At 60.6% G+C, this 21,041-nt stretch carries 16 protein-coding genes and 4 tRNA genes; 16 read left to right on the top strand and 4 right to left on the bottom strand.

Features of this window, described 5'->3' with window-relative positions; translation table 11 throughout:
• Window positions 1-11 precede the first annotated feature (11 nt).
• Window positions 12-1,061, bottom strand: coding sequence for an HlyD family secretion protein (locus tag CAF77_RS16185; RefSeq protein ID WP_064378826.1), 1,050 nt, complete (start codon window positions 1,059-1,061; stop codon window positions 12-14).
• 230 nt (window positions 1,062-1,291) lie between these two features.
• Between CAF77_RS16185 and gltX the strand changes: the two genes are divergently transcribed.
• From gltX to CAF77_RS16125, 12 genes are all read left to right on the top strand, one after another.
• The gene (gene gltX / locus CAF77_RS16180; protein WP_007956429.1) at window positions 1,292-2,773 is read left to right on the top strand and encodes a glutamate--tRNA ligase; all 1,482 of its coding nucleotides are present in this window, start codon (window positions 1,292-1,294) and stop codon (window positions 2,771-2,773) included.
• Window positions 2,774-2,975: 202 nt separating this feature from the next.
• Window positions 2,976-3,051 (top strand) — tRNA-Ala (locus CAF77_RS16175).
• Window positions 3,052-3,130: 79 nt separating this feature from the next.
• A tRNA-Glu gene (locus CAF77_RS16170) sits at window positions 3,131-3,206 on the top strand.
• A 53-nt stretch (window positions 3,207-3,259) separates the two neighbouring features.
• Window positions 3,260-3,335: transfer RNA gene (locus CAF77_RS16165), tRNA-Ala, on the top strand.
• A gap of 78 nt (window positions 3,336-3,413) precedes the next feature.
• Window positions 3,414-3,489: transfer RNA gene (locus CAF77_RS16160), tRNA-Glu, on the top strand.
• A 183-nt stretch (window positions 3,490-3,672) separates the two neighbouring features.
• Complete coding sequence (locus tag CAF77_RS16155) at window positions 3,673-4,212, top strand: TetR/AcrR family transcriptional regulator (RefSeq protein WP_064378827.1); 540 nt, start codon at window positions 3,673-3,675, stop codon at window positions 4,210-4,212.
• Window positions 4,213-4,242: 30 nt separating this feature from the next.
• Window positions 4,243-5,076, top strand: a complete 834-nt coding sequence (locus tag CAF77_RS16150) for an alpha/beta fold hydrolase (RefSeq protein WP_064378828.1) — start codon at window positions 4,243-4,245, stop codon at window positions 5,074-5,076.
• A 47-nt stretch (window positions 5,077-5,123) separates the two neighbouring features.
• Window positions 5,124-5,585, top strand: coding sequence for a thioesterase family protein (locus CAF77_RS16145; protein ID WP_064378829.1), 462 nt, complete (start codon window positions 5,124-5,126; stop codon window positions 5,583-5,585).
• 35 nt (window positions 5,586-5,620) lie between these two features.
• Window positions 5,621-6,580, top strand: coding sequence for a tRNA-dihydrouridine synthase (locus tag CAF77_RS16140; protein WP_011333343.1), 960 nt, complete (start codon window positions 5,621-5,623; stop codon window positions 6,578-6,580).
• 121 nt (window positions 6,581-6,701) lie between these two features.
• Window positions 6,702-7,145 (top strand): Hsp20 family protein, encoded by a 444-nt coding sequence (locus CAF77_RS16135; RefSeq protein WP_011333344.1) that lies wholly within the window; start codon window positions 6,702-6,704, stop codon window positions 7,143-7,145.
• 185 nt (window positions 7,146-7,330) lie between these two features.
• Window positions 7,331-8,026, top strand: coding sequence for a DUF1266 domain-containing protein (locus tag CAF77_RS16130; protein WP_064378830.1), 696 nt, complete (start codon window positions 7,331-7,333; stop codon window positions 8,024-8,026).
• Window positions 8,023-10,719 (top strand): J domain-containing protein, encoded by a 2,697-nt coding sequence (locus CAF77_RS16125; protein WP_064378831.1) that lies wholly within the window; start codon window positions 8,023-8,025, stop codon window positions 10,717-10,719. Before CAF77_RS16130 ends, CAF77_RS16125 begins: the two co-directional genes overlap by 4 nt.
• On the opposite strand, the gene CAF77_RS16120 is transcribed toward CAF77_RS16125, so the two are convergent.
• The 3 genes from CAF77_RS16120 to CAF77_RS16110 form a co-directional block, all read right to left on the bottom strand.
• Window positions 10,716-12,407, bottom strand: coding sequence for a molecular chaperone HscC (locus tag CAF77_RS16120; RefSeq protein ID WP_085655208.1), 1,692 nt, complete (start codon window positions 12,405-12,407; stop codon window positions 10,716-10,718). The genes CAF77_RS16125 and CAF77_RS16120 overlap by 4 nt on opposite strands.
• A gap of 107 nt (window positions 12,408-12,514) precedes the next feature.
• The gene (locus tag CAF77_RS16115) at window positions 12,515-15,793 is read right to left on the bottom strand and encodes a bifunctional diguanylate cyclase/phosphodiesterase (protein ID WP_064378833.1); all 3,279 of its coding nucleotides are present in this window, start codon (window positions 15,791-15,793) and stop codon (window positions 12,515-12,517) included.
• Window positions 15,794-15,861: 68 nt separating this feature from the next.
• A complete protein-coding gene (locus tag CAF77_RS16110; RefSeq protein WP_007956444.1) occupies window positions 15,862-16,752 on the bottom strand; it encodes a LysR family transcriptional regulator in 891 nt (296 codons plus the stop codon).
• Between the two features lie 140 nt (window positions 16,753-16,892).
• Here CAF77_RS16110 and leuC point away from each other — a divergent pair, with 140 nt between their 5' ends.
• From leuC to leuB, 4 genes are all read left to right on the top strand, one after another.
• Window positions 16,893-18,311, top strand: coding sequence for a 3-isopropylmalate dehydratase large subunit (leuC, locus tag CAF77_RS16105; RefSeq protein ID WP_011333350.1), 1,419 nt, complete (start codon window positions 16,893-16,895; stop codon window positions 18,309-18,311).
• Between the two features lie 11 nt (window positions 18,312-18,322).
• Window positions 18,323-18,967, top strand: a complete 645-nt coding sequence (gene leuD / locus CAF77_RS16100) for a 3-isopropylmalate dehydratase small subunit (protein ID WP_007956446.1) — start codon at window positions 18,323-18,325, stop codon at window positions 18,965-18,967.
• A gap of 145 nt (window positions 18,968-19,112) precedes the next feature.
• A complete protein-coding gene (locus CAF77_RS16095) occupies window positions 19,113-19,877 on the top strand; it encodes a class I SAM-dependent methyltransferase (RefSeq protein ID WP_085655207.1) in 765 nt (254 codons plus the stop codon).
• A gap of 69 nt (window positions 19,878-19,946) precedes the next feature.
• The gene (leuB, locus tag CAF77_RS16090; protein WP_085655206.1) at window positions 19,947-21,029 is read left to right on the top strand and encodes a 3-isopropylmalate dehydrogenase; all 1,083 of its coding nucleotides are present in this window, start codon (window positions 19,947-19,949) and stop codon (window positions 21,027-21,029) included.
• Window positions 21,030-21,041: the final 12 nt, after the last annotated feature.

Below are 21,041 nucleotides of genomic sequence, written 5' to 3'. Positions count from 1 at the left end.
GGATCAGTTGATCACCGGCCATTGTCCGGGGCGTCTTTGATATTCACGGTGGCGGTGACCGACATGCCCGGACGGATCTTGCCGCGCAACGGGTTATCGGCCTTGAAGGTCAGTTTGACCGGAATCCGCTGTACCACCTTGGTGAAGTTGCCGGTGGCGTTGTCCGGCGGCAACAGGCTGAACTGCGCGCCAGAGGCGGCGAACAGACTGTCGACCCGGGCTTCTATCGGCGTATCACCATAGGCGTCGAAAATCAGCTCGGCCTTCTGGCCTGGCTGCATGTGGCCGATCTGGGTTTCCTTGAAGTTGGCCTGCACCCAGATGTCTTCGTCCGGAACGATCGACAGCAGGTACGCACCGGCCTGCACCACTTGACCATTACGCGCGGCACGCTGGCCGATCAGGCCGCTGATCGGCGCGTGGATTTCGCTGCGGGTCAGGTTCAGTTCGGCCTGGGCGAGGTCGGCGCGGGCGTTGGCGATCTGCGCGTCGAGGCGTTTGATTTCGGCCGTCAGTGCGTTGACTTGCTGGCGCTGGCTCTGGGCATCGGCCTGGGCCTTGGCCACCTGCGAGCGGGCGATATGGGCGTCGGCGGAGAGGGTGGTGACCCGCTCCTCGGAGACGTAGCCGGGTTTGCGCAGGGTTTCTGCCCGCGACAAGTCCATCTGCGAGCGCCCGAGGGTGGCTTGCGTGGTTGCCACTTGCGCATCGCTGGCGGCGATCAGGCTGGCTTGCTGGGTCAGTTTGCTTTGGGCTTGCAGGCGCTCGGCTTCGCGGGTGGCGAGAGCGGCGTTGGCGCGATCGACGGCCAGACGGAAATCATTCGGTTCGAGACGGATCAGCAACTGGCCCTTTTCCACATGCTGGTTGTCCTGCACCAGGACTTCGTCGATGCGTGCGCTCAACTGACTCGACACGCGGGTGATTTCACCCTGGACATAGGCGTTGTCGGTGCTTTCATAAAAGCGTCCCTTGAAAAACCAATGGGCGAAAAAGCCCCCGGCAATCAGCAGGACCAGCAGCAGGAAAATCAACAGGCGACGCTTGAGTTGGGCAGGCATGGGCAAACTGTAGTCGAGGAATTGTAAGGAAAGTTATCAGCAGGCGAATCTGGCATACAGCCGATGAACGGTAAATGCCGTCTGTTGATATTCGGCCATTCACCACGGCCAACGGGCGTTCCAGGCGCAACCTTGGCTTAAATGCCCTGCCCGCTGGAGCGGGGCGGGTGTCGCCTGTTACCATTCGCCGCTTGATCGTTCTTTGCTTTTCATTCTTTTCGAGACATGCCATGACCACCGTCCGCACTCGCATCGCGCCATCGCCTACCGGGGATCCCCACGTAGGTACCGCTTACATCGCACTGTTCAACTACTGCTTTGCCAAGCAGCACGGCGGTGAGTTCATCCTGCGAATCGAAGACACCGATCAGTTGCGTTCGACCCGCGAGTCCGAACAGCAGATTTTCGATGCCCTGCGCTGGCTGGGTATCGACTGGAGCGAAGGCCCGGACGTTGGCGGTCCGCACGGTCCTTACCGTCAAAGTGAGCGCGGCGATATCTATCAGAAGTATTGCCAGCAACTGGTCGACATGGGCCATGCTTTCCCGTGCTTCTGCACCGCTGAAGAGCTGGACCAGATGCGCGCCGAGCAAATGGCGCGCGGCGAAACCCCGCGTTACGACGGCCGTGCACTGTTGCTGTCCAAGGAAGAAGTCGCCCGGCGCCTGGCTGCCGGTGAACCCCACGTGATCCGCATGAAGGTGCCGAGCGAAGGCGTCTGCGTGGTGCCGGACATGCTGCGTGGCGACGTCGAGATCCCGTGGGATCGCATGGACATGCAAGTGCTGATGAAGACCGACGGCCTGCCGACGTACTTCCTGGCCAACGTGGTCGACGACCACCTGATGGGCATCACCCACGTGCTGCGCGGCGAAGAATGGCTGCCGTCTGCGCCGAAACTGATCCTGCTCTACGAGTACTTCGGCTGGGAACAACCGGAGCTGTGCTACATGCCGCTGCTGCGTAACCCGGACAAGAGCAAGCTGTCCAAGCGCAAGAACCCGACTTCGGTGACGTTCTACGAGCGCATGGGTTTCATGCCTGAGGCGATGCTTAACTACCTGGGCCGCATGGGCTGGTCGATGCCGGACGAGCGCGAGAAGTTCTCGTTGCAGGAAATGGTCGACAACTTCGACCTCAAGCGCGTGTCGCTGGGCGGGCCGATTTTCGATATCGAGAAGCTGTCGTGGCTCAACGGCCAGTGGTTGCGTGATCTGCCGGTGGAAGAGTTCGCCGCGCGGGTACAGAAGTGGGCGTTCAACTCCGAGTACATGATGAAGATCGCGCCGCATGTTCAGGGCCGTGTCGAAACCTTCAGCCAGGTTGCACCGCTGGCCGGGTTCTTCTTTGCCGGTGGCGTGAACCCGGATGCCAAGCTGTTCGAATCGAAAAAGCTCTCGGGCGATCAGGTTCGTCAGTTGATGCAATTGATCCTGTGGAAGCTGGAAAGCCTGCGTCAGTGGGAGAAGGACAGCATCACCGCAACGATTCAGGCGGTGGTTGAATCCCTTGAGCTGAAGCTGCGTGACGCGATGCCGCTGATGTTTGCCGCGATTACCGGGCAGGCGAGTTCGGTGTCGGTGCTCGATGCAATGGAAATCCTCGGGCCTGACCTGACCCGTTTCCGTCTGCGCCAGGCGATTGACCTGCTGGGCGGCGTGTCGAAGAAAGAAAACAAAGAGTGGGAAAAGCTGTTGGGCGCCATCGCCTGATTGCGTTTGACTCTGCAGGACGCGCCGAAGGTCAGGATCTTTTGATCCTGTCCTTCGGTGTTTTCCCCCGAATTTACGGGGGGAGGGCGGTAAGTGATTGTAATGCCGACAAAAAATTTTGAAATTTTTCAAAAATAAGTTTGACAGCCTTTCGATACGCCCTTAAGATTCGCCCCGTCCTCAGCGATGACATCAACGATGAGGGGCTATAGCTCAGCTGGGAGAGCGCTTGCATGGCATGCAAGAGGTCGACGGTTCGATCCCGTCTAGCTCCACCAATTTACACTTCGAAGCGTGGCCACACCGGCTTCGAAGCGATCAACACTCAGTGTTGATCAGTTGTATAGAAGGGTTTGCGTCCCCTTCGTCTAGTGGCCTAGGACACCGCCCTTTCACGGCGGTAACAGGGGTTCGAGTCCCCTAGGGGACGCCAGTTTTACAGAAGCGATGTTGCAAGATGTCGCTCCGCCGAGAGGCGAAAAATCCGGGGCTATAGCTCAGCTGGGAGAGCGCCTGCATGGCATGCAGGAGGTCAGCGGTTCGATCCCGCTTAGCTCCACCAATTTACAGTTCAAGGTCTGGCCACACCGGCCTTGAATCGATCAGTACTCAGCGCTGATCAGTTGTATAGAAGGTTTGTGTCCCCTTCGTCTAGTGGCCTAGGACACCGCCCTTTCACGGCGGTAACAGGGGTTCGAGTCCCCTAGGGGACGCCACGATTACCCGCTCTGCGGGATTTTATAAGGGTCATTCAATTATTGAATGGCCCTTTTGTTTGTCTGGCGTTTGGCCAAATCCTCTTTTTCCTTAACACTGTGCTTCAGACCAGCGGTCACGCTTGTGACTTGCGGAATATTATTATGAGAATAATATTGCTATCGTAATATTCGGAGGCGACGATGAACGACAAGAAAGCTCAAACCCGCGAACGCATTCTCAAGGCCGCCAGTGCTGCACTGATCCAGCGCGGCCCGGCTGAACCGAGCGTGGGCGAAGTGATGGGGGCGGCTGGCCTGACCGTCGGTGGCTTCTACGCCCACTTCGAAAGCAAGGACGCAATGATGCTTGAGGCGTTCAAGCAATTGCTCGGTCGCCGTCGCGACCTGATTGCCGAAATGGACAGCGAGCTGACCGGTGAAGAGCGCCGCGCCCTGGTGGCTGCGTTCTACCTGTCGCGCAAGCATCGTGATTCCAGCGATTCGGCGTGCCCGATTCCAGCCTCCATCGGCGAGTTGGGCCGTTTGCCAGAGGCGTTCCGGATCGCGTTGAACGAACACCTGGAATTGATGATTGCGCAGTTGGCCGCAACGCCGGAAGACACCGACAAAGCGTTGGCCGACGTGGCCTTGATGGTGGGTGGCCTGGCGCTCGCCAGGGCGTTGGGCCCTGGGGATTTATCCGATCGATTGCTGCGCGCTGCCAAGTCGGCGGTGCGTTGACCTGAAGGCTACAAGCCCGAGGAGAGAGCGATGAGCACGTTGAAGTGGGTTCGCGGCGTTAATGGCACCTTGGGCTGGTTCGCACCGAAACTGGTGGCGAGCAAAATGCGGCTGGCGTTCATGACGCCTCGCGCGAATACACCGCGGGATTGGGAGTTGCCGCTGCTGGCGAGATCCGAACGCATCACCTTGCGTTTCGGTCTTTCGGCCCTGCGTTGGGGGCAAGGCCCGACTGTCTTGCTGATGCACGGCTGGGAAGGGCGACCCACCCAGTTTGCCGCGTTGATCACGGCGCTGGTCGACGCGGGCTACACGGTTGTCGCGCTGGATGGTCCGGCCCACGGTCGCTCGCCGGGGCGCGAAGCCAATGTGGTGCTGTTCGCCCGTGCGATGCTTGAGGCCGCGGCCGAATTGCCGCCGTTGCAAGCGGTCATCGGCCATTCCATGGGCGGTGCCAGTGCCATGCTCGCGGTGCAATTGGGCTTGCGCACCGAAACCCTGGTGAGCATCGCCGCTCCAGCGCGAATTCTCGGGGTGTTGCGCGGATTTGCCCGCTACGTCGGCATGCCGCCCAGAGCTCGTTCCGCGTTCATTCGCGAGGTTGAACAGGACGTCGGCATGCGCGCCGCCACCCTCGATGTCGCCCACTATCAACTGGATATGCCAGGCCTGATCGTGCATGCCGAGGACGACACCTTCGTTTCGGTCAAGGAATCCCAATTGATCCACGAATCCTGGTTCGACAGTCGCTTGCTGCGCCTGGAGGCCGGCGGCCATCAACGCGTACTGGCCGACCCTCGGGTGATTGATGGCGTGTTATCACTGCTGGCCGGGCGCAGCCTTCAGGCGCGGCAATCGGCCTAGTCATCCGTTACACTGCCCCGGTTGAATCATTTGACCGGGAGTAGGGCATGGGCTGGGATCGGGCAACGCCGTTTACCATTGATCTGCAAGTGGGCGCCGAGGACATCGACGGGCTGGGCCACGCCAACAACGCGGTCTATGTGACCTGGCTCGAGCGCTGCGCCTGGCGCCACTCACAGCGCCTGGGCCTGGATCTGGTCGAGTACCGGCGGCTGGATCGGGCAATGGCCGTTGTACGCCACGAAATCGATTACCTGGCCGCCGCCTATGAAGGCGACGAGCTGCAACTGGCGACCTGGATCGTCGATTGGGACCAGCGCCTGAAAATGACCCGTCACTTCCAGCTGGTTCGCCCCAGCGACAACGCCACGCTGCTGCGCGCCCAGACCACCTTTGTCTGCATCGAACTGTCCACCGGCAAACCCAAGCGCATGCCCGCCGAGTTCATCGAAGGCTACGGCCCGGCCATACAGACGGCGGACATGGGTTTAACCCGCGAAACCCAGTAAACTGCCGCACGTTTTTCCTTGAGTGTGTGTTTCCCATGCAAATTGCTCTGGCGCCGATGGAAGGGTTGGTCGACGACATCCTGCGCGATGTCCTGACCCGTGTCGGCGGTATTGACTGGTGCGTGACCGAGTTCATTCGGGTCAACGACCAGTTGCTGACCCCGGCCTATTTCCACAAATTCGGCCCTGAACTGCTCAACGGTGCGCGCACCGCTTCCGGCGTGCCACTGCGTGTGCAGTTGCTGGGTTCCGATCCGGTGTGCCTGGCGGAAAACGCGGCGCTGGCCTGTGAGCTGGGCTCCGAAGTGATCGACCTGAACTTCGGTTGCCCGGCCAAGACCGTCAACAAGTCCCGTGGCGGTGCGGTACTGCTCAAGGAGCCGGAACTGCTCAATCGGATCGTCGAACACGTGCGTCGCGCCGTACCTGCGCACATTCCGGTTACCGCCAAGATGCGCCTGGGTTTCGACAGCCCGGACGGCTCGCTGGTGTGCGCCACGGCACTGGCCGAAGGCGGCGCCGAACACATCGTGGTGCACGCCCGGACCAAGGTCGACGGCTATAAGCCACCGGCCCATTGGGAGTGGATCCCGCGCGTACAAGATGTGGTCAAGGTGCCGGTATTTGCCAACGGCGACATCTGGAGCGTCGAGGACTGGCGACGCTGCCGGGAAATCAGCGGCGTCGAAGACATCATGCTCGGTCGCGGTCTGGTGTCGCGCCCGGACCTGGCCCGTCAGATCGCCGCCGCCCGTGCCGGCGAAGAAGTCGTCGAGATGACCTGGGCCGAGCTGATGCCACTGATCCAGGACTTCTGGCTGCAAGCCAAAGCGCAAATGACCGCGCGCCAATCGCCTGGCCGTTTGAAGCAATGGCTGGCCATGCTGACCCGCAATTATCCCGAAGCCGTCGAGCTTTTCACCGTGCTGCGCCGGGAGACCGAGCCGGATCAGGTCTCGCGTTTGCTGGGTTTGCCGGTCGCCGAAGCCGCCTGAAAAAAATCTTCAAACGATCTCTTGAAAACAAAACGCAGGTCCCTATCTAAGGGTTACGCGATGCCGAATTCGGGTCGCGGAGACAAAAAAACTTGCTGATTGTTTTCAGGAGATTTGAATCATGAGTACTGCATTTTCCCTCGCTCCACTGTTCCGTTCCTCGGTAGGTTTCGACCGTTTCAACGACCTGTTCGAAACCGCCCTGCGCAACGAGCCAGGCAGCACCTATCCGCCTTACAACGTGGAAAAACACGGTGACGATCAATACCGCATCGTCGTGGCGGCGGCCGGTTTCCAGGAAGAAGACCTGGAACTGCAAGTCGAAAAAGGCGTGCTGACCATCAGTGGCGGCAAGCGTGATGCCAATGAAGGCGTCACGTTCCTGCACCAGGGCATTGCCCAGCGTGCATTCAAGCTGTCCTTCCGCCTGGCCGATCACATCGAGATCAAGGCCGCCGGCCTGAGCAACGGTCTGTTGAGCATCGACCTGCTGCGCGTGATTCCGGAAGAGGCGAAAGCCAAGCGCATCCCGATCAATGGGGCGCAGCCGGCTCTGCAACACTGAGTCACTTGCAGAAACAAATCGTCTGAACGGGCGATAAGCCGCTGAATGAAGGCCCCGACACGTCGGGGCCTTTTTTGTGGGCGCAGGAAAATGGCTGTTCGACTTTGCCGCCAGCGGCGGTTTCTCTACAATCCGCCGCAGTTTAGCCGACCCCATCCTTAGCGGTCGGCCTGGAGCCTTTTTTCATGGACGATATTCAACAGCGCTGGCTGTGCGCCCTTTCTGCGCCAATGGCAGCGCTCAATACCGGCGCCGGGTATGACGACCCTGCCTTCTGCGACGACCGCTATATCGATCTGAAAGGCAGCTGGGGAATCGATGACCGGCGACAATTGTTCGACATGCTTCAATGGATGACGGACGACGGACATGCGAAGCACCTGAGTGGCGCCTATTTGGCATGGCAACGTTGTCTGCCGAGTGAATGGCAGCGCCTGCTCGAAGAACTGAGCCCCCGTGAGCGTGTTCTTCATGAGTTTGCCAGTCGCACTTTCGGCGGTTGTGGTCCAGGAGGGATCTTGTCCTGGGACTACGGGCGGATGGGGTTTCTATTGCGTTGCGCAGTGCGCAATCAGTGGATTGATCTGGCCGAAAGCAACTGGCTGCACAGTCGTTTGGCCGTCAGGGCGCAGTTTCACTACGGTAACTGGATGTCCTACTTCAATGGCTTTGTTGTGGGTCGCAGCTTTTGGTGCTGCCTGAACACAAGCGACGACGAGCTGGCCTGGGAGTTGGAGCGGCAGGGGGACAGTGCTCATAACCTGCGGATCACCCGCGGCCTCGCCCAGAACATCCCGCACTTTCTCGCCGACCTGCCCTGGCACATGGAAATTGATTCGTTACCCCGTCCGGCATCGCTCAAGGAGTTCGACTGGTCATGAGTTGCTGGATTCGCCTGGGCATCGAGCCCACCTCCGACGAAACCCTGATTCGCGATGCCTACCGCGCACGATTGCCGTCGCATCATCCGGAAACCGATCCTGAAGGATTTCAGGCGCTGCGCATGGCCTACGAAAACGCGTTGCGTCTGGCGCGGGAAGGCGAGGAAGAAGCGCCCGAGGAAGAAACTGAAGAGTCAGGGCAGGAGGTTGTCGAGGTCCCGCAGGCGTTCGTGGATTTCTGCGAATTACTTGACGATCCCGCGCGACGTTTCAACTTCGAGGCGTGGCAGGCATTTGTCCGGGTGCTGGACGAGCTGTCGCTGGAGCAGCTCGATGAAATCAGTTGGGGGCTCTACCACCGGATGGCCGACGCCGGCCCGCTGTCTTACCACTGCGCGAATCTGTTGGCCAAGCGTTTGGCCTGGCATCAGCAGTTACTGGATCTGGAATTCAACGACGCGCATCGGGTGGAAGCCTTTTTGCAGCGAATCGAAACGCCTGACCCGTTCGATACCGATCTGATGAGCGCCTGGTCAGTGGCTGCGCAAACCGAAACACTCTGGTACGCCCGCAGCCTCGACTTTATTTTCACCCAGCGTCCCCTCCATGAATTCGCCGACTTCGCCAGCCAGCACACGTGTCTGCCGTTGCCGGATGATGCTGTGTTCATGAAACGTTTACTGGTGCAGTTCACCCAAGCGGGCATCGGTGCACCGATATTTTTGCAGTGCTGTGTCGAAAAACAGCTGGAAGCACCGGATGACGTGGACTGGCTTTACCTGTTGGCGTGTCAGAGCAGTCTGCTGGGGCGGGACGATCAGGCATTGCCGTGCTGGATCCGACTGTGGAACGAGTTCCGCCATCCGATGGCCGAAAGTCGTCTGCTGGAATTATGCGCCAAGCGGCAACCGACTTTTCTGCCTTTGCTGATTCAGGCGTTCGATTGTCTGGGCGATTTCTCCGAGTGGCCTGCGGATCTCGGGGATGACGCGCAGGTATACGGCAGTCCGTCACAACGCCCCGAGACGCTGAACCGTTGGTTGGGTATTGGACGGTTGAAGCTCGATAGCCTGGCGCAAAGTTTTGTCGATTGGCGCATGACAGGCGATGAGCTCCCGTTGCTTGCCCAACTGCTGGGTGAGAATGCCGACAGCAGGCTGCTGCAACTGTACCGGCATGCCTGGGCGCTGCATCGCGGTGATGCGGTCTTGCTGCAGCGGATTCTGGATCAGCCGCTCCCGGTCGATGCGCTTGAATGCCTGGTGTTGAGCGGGTTCAAAGTTCAGGCCGGACAACATCTGCGCTGGTTGGAGAATGCGCCGATTGCGCAGGCTATGAGCGTATTCAGCGAAGCGGATTCAATATCGCAGCAATTGCCGCAGGCACTGACAACAGGCGAGCTGCACAAGGTCTGTCGCCTGTGGCTGCGTCGCTTGCGGCCCTACAGTGACACCGCCCTGGAACGCATCGCCGAAGCATTCACATTGGGCGCCGTCAAAGACGACTGTGACTTGTCCGAGCTCGATCTGCTCCTTCAGTTGAGCCGTCGCGGGATAGGGTTGCCGCCGGTCGGGCTGGGCGAGGCTGCCTGGGAGTGGCACGCTCAAACCGTGTTTTTGCTGGCGTTGCTGGATCAGCCGGAGCGCTGGCTGCCAATGATCGATGGGCAGTGCCTGGAGCGTCTGCCGTTCAGTCCGGCTCATCCTTTGAGTCGACTGCAGCCACTGTTGCGGCGGTTGCAACGCGAGCAAGGCAATTGCGACGGTTTACTGGGCTGGCTGCAAGGCAATGATCCGGTGCACGGCTTGTTGGTGCAGCACTTGTTCAGCGTGCAGCAGGCACTCGACAGCGCCCGATTGCCTGCCAATACTCTGCTTTACACCTGCATCGAGAGCGACCGCGCTGCGTGTGGCGACGATCTGTTGGGGCTGTTGATGTTCTGGGGCGTGCTCTATCACGACCCGAGCCTGAGCGCCGAGCAGCATCGTGCCTTGCTGCAGTCCATCGCGGCAGTCAGTTGCGAGGATGACTGGTTCGAAGGGTTTCGTGACGGCTTGATCAAGGGCGAGCCGGTGTGGCCGCCGCGCAAGGTGTTGACGGATTTTGGGGTCGACAAACTGTTGGCATACGAGGCCCTCGATTCGCTCAAGGCCATGGTTCGCTATGGCGCTGCCGGAGTGCCGAAAACGCGAGTGCTGCGCCAATTGCAGCAGGGCAAGGATGACGTGAAGAACAGTACCGGCTTGCGCCTGGCGCTGTGTGCCTTGCTGTCCTGGTCGGAGCGTTTGATGTTGGCCAAAAGTGATATTCAGCCGGTGCCAGCAGGGGCGATCTGGCGCCTGGGGTCGCGGCTGGGGCGCAAGGCTTTTATCGCCCAGGTCCTGGGGTGTGTGGTGATTACGCCGGTGGCAGGATTGATCAGCGGTACCACATTCTTTGGCATTCTGATCCTGTTACTGGGTGTTCTGCTGTTATTCGGTGCCACTCTGCGCCGTTTGCATGATATGGGACGAGGCCTGCCCACATTGCTGATATTCATGGCCGTGTCGCCGGTCTTGCCGTTTCTACCGCTGCTGCTGTTCGGCTTTCCCGGTGACAAGTTGCCCAACCGGTACGGGGTGCCACCGGACAGCGGCGGTGGCGAGATGCTGTCCGGTGGTCTGCAGGCTGCTCTGCGGCGACTCAACGGTTAGAGGCGCAGTTGATCCAGCGCCTTGTTGAGCTCTGAGCGGTGGCTGGCGATCTCGGCCGGCTGCTGTCCGCCGAGTACCGTGGTGAAGTTGTGCAGCCACTCGGCAATGTGTTCGCGCTGCGTGCCCAGACTTTGCATCCATGCCCGCTCCAGACGGGCCAGCAGTGTGCGGTTGGGCAATGCGTCGCGTGGATGGACCTTCAGAGTCGACAGACGGTTATGGCTGTCTATGCGTGCTTGTTCATCCAGCCCGGTGGGGCTGCGATCGATGCTGTGGCTGTGGCGTTCGCCGGTCTCTAGCAGCGTGACATCGACTTCGAGCAGACCGTTGATGTCGTAACTGAAGCGTACGTCCAGCTCCTGAATGTTATCGGTGGGCGTCAAGGTGACATCGAAAGCGTCAATGAGGATGTTGTCACGTACCCACGGCCGCTCACCCTGATAAACGGCAATGCGCAGCAGCTCCTGTCGGGGATGGGTTGTGTGGTAGCGCTCTACCCGTGACGTCGGGATGATGGTGTTGCGTTCGATGATCGGCGAAAAGGCGCCGTCGATGCCTTTGTCACGCATGGTTGCGATGCCCAGCGTATACGGGCAGACATCGGTCAGAATCAGTTCTTCGATCGCACCATCGCGCGCCTTGCAGGCCGCTTGCGTGGCCGCACCCAGTGCAACGAGGGTGTCGGGATCAAGATGCCGGTAGGGCAGGCGTCCGAACAGTGTGGCGACCAACTGTTGTACCGCAGGCATCCGCGTTGCCCCACCGACCAGCACCAGACTGTCGAGATCCCGTGGTTTCAGGCGCGCATCGCGCAGGGCCTGTTCGATCGGCGCGCGCAATCGTGCCAGCAACGGTTCCCAGATCTTCACGGCAGCGGCTTCATCCAGCGACCATTCGTACAGTTCGTCGGCATGGCGCCAGCTCAGCGATTGAGGTCCTTCGCCGAGTTTGCATTTGAGTTGTTCCAAGGCATCGCCCAGGCTGGCCATGCCTTGCGGATCAATCATCGACGGGGTCAGTTGCCAGCTTTTCAGACAGGCGTTCAGCAGTGCAGCGGTAAAGTCCTCCCCACCCAAAAAGTTGTCACCGGTGGACGCATGCACTTCAATCAGCGGCAACGCATATTCCAGCACCGTGACATCGAACGTCCCGCCGCCCAGATCGAAGATCAGCGTGCGTTCGAATTTTTGCTCGTGCAGCCCGTACGCCATTGCAGCGGCGGTCGGCTCGTTGATCAGTCGGGAAACCTTCAGGCCCGCCAGTTCGGCGGCGAACAGCGTGCGTTTGCGTTGCTCGTCACTGAAATACGCCGGCACGGAAATCACCGCTTCAGAAACCGGATGACCGAGAAAGGCTTCGGCGTCCTGCTTGAGTGAGCCCAGCACCAGTGCCGACAATTCTTCCGGGCTGAAGGTTTTGGTGCCGAGTTCAATCTGCCGGTCGCTGCCCATGAATCGCTTGAACGCGGCGGCCGTGCGTTCCGGGTGGGTCGTGAGGCGTGCGCGTGCGGCTTTGCCGACCAGAATGGTCTCGTCTTCATCGAGGCTGACCACCGACGGGGTCAGTACCTCGCCTAGGGCGTTGGGAATCAATCGGGCCTGACCGTCCTGCCAGACGGCGATCAAACTGTTGGTGGTGCCAAGGTCAATGCCCAGCAGGGCCGGGCGGGGGAGGGTTGCATCCTGCATGATCGATCTCGAAACAGCGCGAAAAAACGCGACCCTACAGGTTGCCGCCAGCCCTGGCAATTACCGGCCTGGGTCAATACTTGCGACAAGCAATCGCAGGTGTCGGGTCATTCCAGCAACCCCTTCAACCCCTCCAGCGGCAACGGCCGGCTGTGCAGATAACCCTGATACAAATGGCAGCCCAACCCCTGCAGGAAGGCCAGCTGTTCCGGGGTTTCCACGCCTTCGGCGATCACCTCCAATTCCAGGCTGCGGGCCATGGCGACGATGGCGCGGATGATTTCGGCGTCGTTGGGATCGCTGGTGGCGTCGCGGATAAACGACTGATCGATCTTCAGCGTGTCCACCGGCAATCGCTTCAGATAGGTCAACGATGAATAGCCGGTGCCGAAATCGTCCATGGCAAAACTCACGCCGAGTTTTTTCAGACGACGCATCTTGCTGATGGTGTCTTCCAGGTTCTGAATGACGATGCCTTCGGTAATCTCCAGTTTCAGCAACGAGCAGGGCAGGCCGTGGCTGCTCATGCTGTGTTCGATGCGCTCGACGAAGTCGTTCTGGCGGAACTGCCGGGGGCTGATGTTCACGCACAGGCTGAAAGCCAGAGGATCGATCAGCTTTTCGGCGATCAACTGCTTGAAGGCTTCGCACGCCTCGTCGAGGATCCAGGTGCCGACCTCCAGAATCAGCCCGCTGTCTTCCAGCACCTTGATGAATTCGGTGGGTGATTGCGCGCCGAGTTCCGGGTGATTCCAGCGCACCAGGGCTTCGGCGCCGATTATGCGATTGTCCCGGGCGTCGATCTGCGGTTGGTAATGCACGTCGAATTCGCCACGGGACAGCGCCAGGCGCAGGTCGGTCTCCATGCGCAGCCGTTCGCTGGCCGCTTTCTGCATGGTGTTGTGATACATCTGCGTGGTGTTGCGCCCGGAATCCTTGGCCCGGTACAGCGCAATGTCGGCGCGTTTGAGCAGGTCGGTCGGGGTCGAGCCGTGATCGGGAATCAGCGCCACGCCGATGCTCGGCGTCACTTGCAGGCGCTGGCCGTCGAGGAACATCGGCTCCGACAGCAACTCGCGAATGGTGTCGGCCAGCTCGCGCACCTGGGCACTGACTTCATTGCGCGTGCCCTCCAGACCGCTGAGCAACACCACGAATTCATCGCCACCGAGCCGCGCCACGGTGTCTTCCATGCGCACGCTGGCCTCAAGTCGTGCGGTGATGATTTTCAGCACCGTGTCACCGACCGGATGACCCAGCGAGTCATTGATGTGCTTGAAGTGATCCAGATCGAGAAACAGCAGCGCGCCGCGCAGGTTGTGGCGCTTGAGCAGGGCGATCTGCTGGCTCAGGCGATCCATCAGCAGTGCGCGGTTGGGCAGGTTGGTCAGCGGATCGTGATAGGCCAAGTGGCGGATCTGCGCCTCGGCGTTCTTCAGCAGGCTGACGTCCCGGGCGGTGAGCAGCAGGCAGGCGGTTTCGTTGAGGGTGATCGGCTCGACCGAGACCTCCACCGTCAGGATCTCGCCGCGCTTGTTGCGCCCGAGCATTTCCTGATGGTGTACGCGGCCCTTGATCTGCAGTTCGGCCAGCAGTGCCGAGCGCTGTTTTTCCTCGGCCCAGATGCCGACCTGGTACACGGTTTTGCCCACCACTTCGTCGGCGCGGTAGCCGGTGAGGCGGCAGAAACCGTCGTTGACCTCAAGATAACGTCCGGTGTCGCGCTCGGTGATGGTGATGGCGTCGGGACTGGAGTGGAACGCCTTGGCGAATTTCTCTTCGCTGGCCTTGAGCGCCGCTTCCGAGCGCTGTTGCTGGGTGATGTCGCGCAGCGTGGTAACGATGCACGGCTGGTTGCCGACGCTGATCTGACGGCTGGAAATCACGCAGGTCAGCGACTGGCCGTCCTTGTGCTGGACGATGATCGCGACATTGCTCAGGCCCTGTTCGCGGATCACCCGTTCGATGCGTTGCAGGCTTTTCGCCGAGGCGTCCCACAGGCCGATTTCTTCGGCGGTATGGCCGATCACATCAGCGGCGCTCCAGCCGAAAGTCTGGGAGAAACTGGAGTTGATCTCGATGAATTCCCCGGTTTCCTGGCGGGTCACGCAGATTGGATCGGGGCTGACCTGGAACAGCGTGGCGAATTTCTCTTCCGAAGCCACCAGCCGTTGCTCGCGTTCAACCTGATCGGTGATGTCCAGCAGGGTGCCGGCCATCCGCAGCGGTACGCCGTTGTCGTCGCGATAGAGGCGGGCTCGGCTTTCCAGATAGCGCGAGCTGCCGTCCGGCAATTGCACGCGGTAAGTCAGCTGATAATTGCCCGCCGGGCCTTCGCGCAGGCTGCGATAGGCGTCGCGCATGCTGTCGCGTTCTTCGCCGGGTACGCCCTCGAAGAACTCTTCGAACGATTCATGGAACGGTTTCGGCTCCAGGCCGTGTAATTGCGCAGCGCGGGCCGAACCGTAGAGCATGCCGCTGGGAATGTGCCAGTCCCAGGTGCCGAGTTGCGCCGAATCCAGTGCCAGATCGAGGCGTTCCTGGCTGTCTTTCAGGGCATGTTCGGCGGCTTTTCGTTCGGTAGTGTCGAGAAAAGTGCTGAGCAGGTAAGGCTGGCCTTCGAGTTCGACCTTTTGCGCGCTGAGGATGCCGTCGTGGATCTGGCCATTGCTGGCGCGGAACTGCACCTCCATGCTGACCAGTTCGCCCTTGGCCTTGGTCTTCTTGACCAGCTCCGCCCGTTGCTCGGGATGCACCCACAGGCCCAGTTCCAGGGTGGTGCGCCCGATGGCGCTCTGCACCGGCCAGCCGAACAGGCTTTCGAAATACTGGTTGGCCTCGCTGATCAGGCCGTCTTCCTGGCGGGTCAGCAGCACCATGTTCGGGCACAGATGAAACAGTGTCGCAAAACGTTTCTCCGAACTGCTGAGCGCCTGTTCCCGTTGCCGCTGGTGGGTGATTTCGCGGATCACCCCGATCATTCGGGGGCGACCGTGTTTGTCGGGGAGCAGGCTGCCGTTGATCTCCAGCCAGTGCAGGCTGCCGTCGGGCCAGCGGATGCGGTGGTGCATTGCCTGTTCCAGCGGCGCGCCGGCAATCACGGCGTGGAAGGCGCGGATGGTTTTCGCCCGGTCTTCCGGTGGCAGCAGGTCGAGGTATTCCAGGTCTTCGGGCAGCGGTTGCCGCGGGTCGAAGCCGAACAAGGCCTGAGTGCCGCGCGACCAGCTGATCTGCCCGCGCTCGATGTCCCAGTACCAGGCGCCGAGCCGGGCACCGTTGAGCGCCGCGAGCAATTGCGGCGCACTCTCCCAGCTCTGCTCGGATCGCCGTGGATCAATGGCCTGAATACGCGGCATCGGCGGAATACGGTCAACAGATTTCGGCATTGTTAAGGGGCCTTGAGCTGATTTGGGCGTTTGGCACAGGGGCGGCAGCTCTATAGGAGTAGCACAAGTTAGCCGAGAGTCCCTGGCAGATCGATTTGAGCGTCCAGCAGGGCCATAAACGCCCGTGCAGCATTCGACAGCGTCCTTTCAGTGTGCAGGATATAGCCTAGCTGGCGACTGAGCTGTATGCCCGGTAAAGGTATGCGCGCCACCTGCTCATCGAGCATCGTGCGCGGCAAAACGCTCCAGGCCAGGCCGATCGACACCATCATCTTGATGGTTTCCAGGTAGTTGGTGCTCATGGCGATGTTCGGCGTCAGGCCCTGAGCCTCGAACAGCCGTTGGACAATATGGTGAGTAAAGGTGTTGCCGCCGGGGAAAACCGCTGGATGGCCGGCAATGTCCGCCAATGTGACGGCGCCATTGCTGATCAATGAATGTTCCGGGGCGACCACGAAATCCAGCGGGTCATCCCACACCGGGGTGGCCTTGACCAGCGTATGTGGCTCCGGCGCCAGGGTGATGACCGCCAGCTCTGCGCGACCGTGGAGGATTTCTTCGTAGGCCACTTCCGAATCGAGGAACTGAATATCCAGCGCCACCTGTGGGTAGCGGCGGGTGTATTCCCTCAATAAGGGCGGCAAGCGGTGCAGACCGATGTGGTGACTGGTGGCCAGGGTCAGGCGACCGGTGACTTCGCCGGTCAGGTTGGTCAACGCGCGGCGCGTGTCGTCCAGCACGTTGAGAATCTGATAAGCCCGTGGCAGCAGGGCCCGACCGGCCTCAGTCAGACCCACTTCACGACCCAGCCGGTCGAACAGCCGCACATTCAATTGCTGCTCCAGCCCGGCGATGCGTTTGCTGATCGCCGGTTGTGTCAGGTGCAGCCGTTCGCCGGCGCCGGAGAAGCTTCCGGTCTCGGCAATCGCGATAAAAGCATTGAGGTTGGCCAGGTCCATGTTCGTATTCCAGTTGGTTATCCAAAGCATAAAAAATATGAATTTGAGTTATTTAATCTAACCCCATAGGATCGGCCTCACAAGCCAAAGGGTTATTGATAAGCCCAGGGCATAGAAACAAGCTGATGAGGAACCGTCTGATGGCCGGCAAAACGCTCTACGACAAGCTCTGGGATTCGCATTTGGTCAAGCAGCGCGACGATGGCTCGGCGCTGATCTATATCGATCGTCACATCATTCACGAAGTGACCTCGCCGCAAGCCTTTGAAGGCCTGCGTCTGGCCGGACGCAAGCCGTGGCGCATCGATGCCAACATCGCCACCCCGGACCACAACGTACCGACCACCCCGGAGCGCAAGGGCGGCATCGAAGCCATTGCCGACCAGGTTTCGCGTTTGCAGGTCCAGACCCTCGACGACAACTGCGATGAATACGGCATCGTCGAATTCAAGATGAACGACGTGCGCCAGGGCATCGTTCACGTGATCAGCCCGGAGCAGGGCGCGACCTTGCCGGGCATGACCGTGGTCTGCGGCGACTCGCACACCTCGACCCACGGCGCGTTCGGCGCCTTGGCCCACGGTATCGGCACTTCCGAGGTCGAGCACGTGCTCGCCACTCAGTGCCTGGTCGCCAAGAAAATGAAGAACATGCTGGTGCGCGTCGAAGGCCAATTGCCGTTCGGCGTGACCGCCAAGGACATCGTTCTCGCGGTGATCGGCAAGATCGGCACCGCTGGCGGTAACGGCCATGCGATCGAGTTCGCCGGCAGCGCGATCCGCGATCTGTCGATCGAAGGCCGCATGACCATCTGCAACATGTCCATCGAAGCCGGCGCCCGCGTGGGCCTGGTGGCGGCGGACCAGAAGACTGTGGATTACGTCAAGGGTCGTCCGTTCGCACCGAAAGGTGCCGAGTGGGATCTGGCTGTCGAGTCCTGGAAAGATCTGGTGTCCGACGCCGATGCGCATTTCGACACCGTGGTCGAGCTCGACGCCACGCAGATCAAGCCGCAAGTCAGCTGGGGCACTTCGCCGGAAATGGTCTTGGCCGTTGATCAGAACGTGCCGGATCCGGCTAAAGAGATGGATCTGGTCAAACGCGACTCGATCGTCCGCGCCTTGAAATACATGGGTTTGACCGCCAATCAGGCGATCACCGACATTCAGCTCGACCGCGTATTCATCGGCTCCTGCACCAACTCGCGGATCGAAGACTTGCGCGCAGCGGCGGTGATCGCCAAGGGCCGCAAGGTTGCGTCGACCATCAAGCAGGCCATCGTGGTGCCGGGTTCGGGTCTGGTGAAGGCTCAGGCCGAGGCCGAGGGTCTGGACAAGATCTTCCTCGAAGCCGGTTTCGAGTGGCGCGAGCCGGGTTGCTCGATGTGCCTGGCGATGAACCCGGACCGTCTGGAGTCCGGCGAGCATTGCGCCTCGACGTCCAACCGTAACTTCGAAGGCCGTCAGGGCGCCGGTGGCCGTACCCACCTCGTCAGCCCGGCCATGGCCGCTGCGGCGGCGGTGAACGGTCGTTTCATCGACGTTCGTGAATTGATCTAAAGGAGCGCAGCATGAAAGCTTTTACCCAGCACACTGGTCTCGTTGCGCCTCTGGATCGTGCCAACGTCGACACCGACCAGATCATTCCGAAGCAGTTTCTGAAATCGATCAAACGCACCGGTTTCGGCCCGAATCTGTTCGACGAGTGGCGTTACCTCGATGTGGGTCAGCCGTATCAGGACAACTCCAAACGTCCGCTGAACAAGGAATTCGTGCTCAACGCCGAGCGTTATCAAGGCGCCAGCGTGTTGTTGGCCCGCGAGAACTTCGGTTGTGGCTCCAGCCGTGAACACGCGCCGTGGGCGCTGGAAGAGTACGGTTTCCGCAGCATCATCGCGCCGAGCTATGCCGACATCTTCTTCAACAACAGCTTCAAGAACGGCTTGCTGCCGATCATCCTGAGCGACGCCGAAGTCGACGAGCTGTTCAAACAGGTCGAAGCCGCGCCGGGCTATCAGTTGCAGATCGATCTGCACGAGCAGACCGTGACCAGCCCGAACGGCAAGGTCTATCGCTTCGAGATCGACGCCTTCCGCAAACACTGCCTGCTCAACGGCCTGGACGACATCGGCCTGACCCTGCAGGACGGCGATGCGATTGCCGCATTCGAAGCCAAACATCGCGCGAGCCAGCCATGGTTGTTCCGCGACGCGTGATTGATTCGAGATTGATGTAGTCAGGTCCGGCCCCATCGCTGGCAAGCCAGCTCCCACAATGTTTGCGGTGTTCATCAAACCTGTGGGAGCTGGCTTGCCAGCGATGAGGCCGGATCAAGCAACCCAAGATCAAAGGGAAGTCCCCATGACCAGCACCGCCCACAGTCAGGTTGTACAAAAGCAATTTGGTGAACAGGCCGCCGCCTACCTGAGCAGCGCCGTTCACGCTCAAGGCACTGAATTTGCGCTGCTGCAGGCTGAGCTGGCGGGGCAGGGCGAGGCACGGGTACTGGATCTGGGTTGTGGCGCCGGGCACGTGAGTTTTCACGTCGCCCCGTTGGTGAAAGAAGTGGTGGCCTATGACCTGTCGCAGCAGATGCTCGACGTGGTGGCCGCCGCTGCCGTTGATCGCGGCTTGAGCAACGTGTCCACGGTCAACGGCGCCGCCGAGCGTCTGCCGTTTGCCGATGGCGAATTCGACTTCGTGTTCAGCCGCTATTCGGCGCACCATTGGAGTGACCTCGGCGTGGCCTTGCGCGAAGTGCGCCGGGTGCTGAAGCCAGGTGGCGTGGCGGCGTTCATCGATGTGCTGTCGCCGGGCAGTCCGCTGTTCGACACCTATTTGCAGAGCGTCGAAGTGCTGCGCGACACCAGTCATGTGCGCGATTATTCGGCCGGTGAGTGGTTGCGCCAGGTCAGCGAAGCCGGGCTGCACACCCGCAGCACCACGCGTCAGCGCCTGCGTCTGGAGTACACCAGCTGGGTCGAGCGCATGCGCACGCCTGAAGTGATGCGCGCCGCGATCCGCCAGTTGCAGCAATCAATGGGCAACGAAGTACGCGATTATTTTGAAATTGAGGCCGATGGTTCGTTCAGTACAGATGTACTGGTGCTCTGGGCTGAAAAGTAATCCTGAAACGATAAGTATTTTTCCGGGCGCGCCAGTCGATGGCGCACCGACTAAAGACACGAGGAAAGCATGAGCAAGCAGATTCTGATTCTCCCAGGCGACGGTATTGGTCCGGAAATCATGGCCGAAGCGGTCAAGGTGCTGGAGCTGGCCAACGACAAGTACAGCCTGGGCTTCGAGCTGAGCCATGACGTGATCGGTGGCGCCGCCATCGACAAGCACGGCGTGCCGCTGGCCGACGAAACCCTCGATCGCGCCCGTGCCGCCGACGCCGTGCTGCTGGGCGCCGTCGGCGGCCCGAAATGGGACACCATCGAGCGTGATATCCGCCCTGAGCGCGGCCTGCTGAAAATCCGTGCGCAACTGGGCCTGTTCGGCAACCTGCGTCCGGCGATCCTGTACCCGCAACTGGCTGACGCTTCGAGCCTGAAGCCGGAAATCGTTGCCGGCCTGGATATCCTGATCGTCCGTGAGCTGACCGGCGGCATCTACTTCGGCGCGCCGCGCGGCACCCGTACCCTGGAAAACGGCGAGCGCCAGTCCTACGACACCCTGCCGTACAGTGAGAGTGAAATCCGCCGCATCGCCCGTGTCGGTTTCGACATGGCCCGCGTGCGTGGCAAGAAGCTGTGCTCGGTGGACAAGGCCAACGTGCTGGCGTCCAGCCAACTGTGGCGTGAAGTGGTCGAGCAGGTCGCCAAGGATTACCCGGACGTCGAACTGAGCCACATGTACGTCGACAACGCCGCCATGCAACTGGTGCGTGCACCGAAGCAGTTCGACGTGATCGTCACCGACAACATGTTCGGCGACATCCTGTCCGACGAAGCGTCGATGCTCACCGGCTCTATCGGCATGCTGCCGTCGGCCTCGCTGGACGCCAACAACAAGGGCATGTACGAGCCTTGCCACGGTTCCGCGCCAGACATCGCGGGCAAAGGCATCGCCAACCCGCTGGCGACCATTCTGTCGGTGTCGATGATGCTGCGTTACAGCTTCAATCTGCACGAAGCGGCGGATGCCATCGAAAAAGCGGTCAGCGTAGTGCTGGATCAAGGCCTGCGCACCGGCGACATCTTTTCGACCGGTTGCACTAAAGTCGGTACGCAGGAAATGGGTGACGCAGTAGTCGCCGCGCTGCGGAATCTGTAATCTCTCGGGCCC

This window comes from Pseudomonas sp. R15(2017) (assembly GCF_002112685.1).
Classification (GTDB): domain Bacteria; phylum Pseudomonadota; class Gammaproteobacteria; order Pseudomonadales; family Pseudomonadaceae; genus Aquipseudomonas; species Aquipseudomonas glycinae.
The sequence above is the reverse complement of the archived record's forward strand: the minus strand, read 5'-3'. Positions and strand labels throughout refer to the sequence as shown.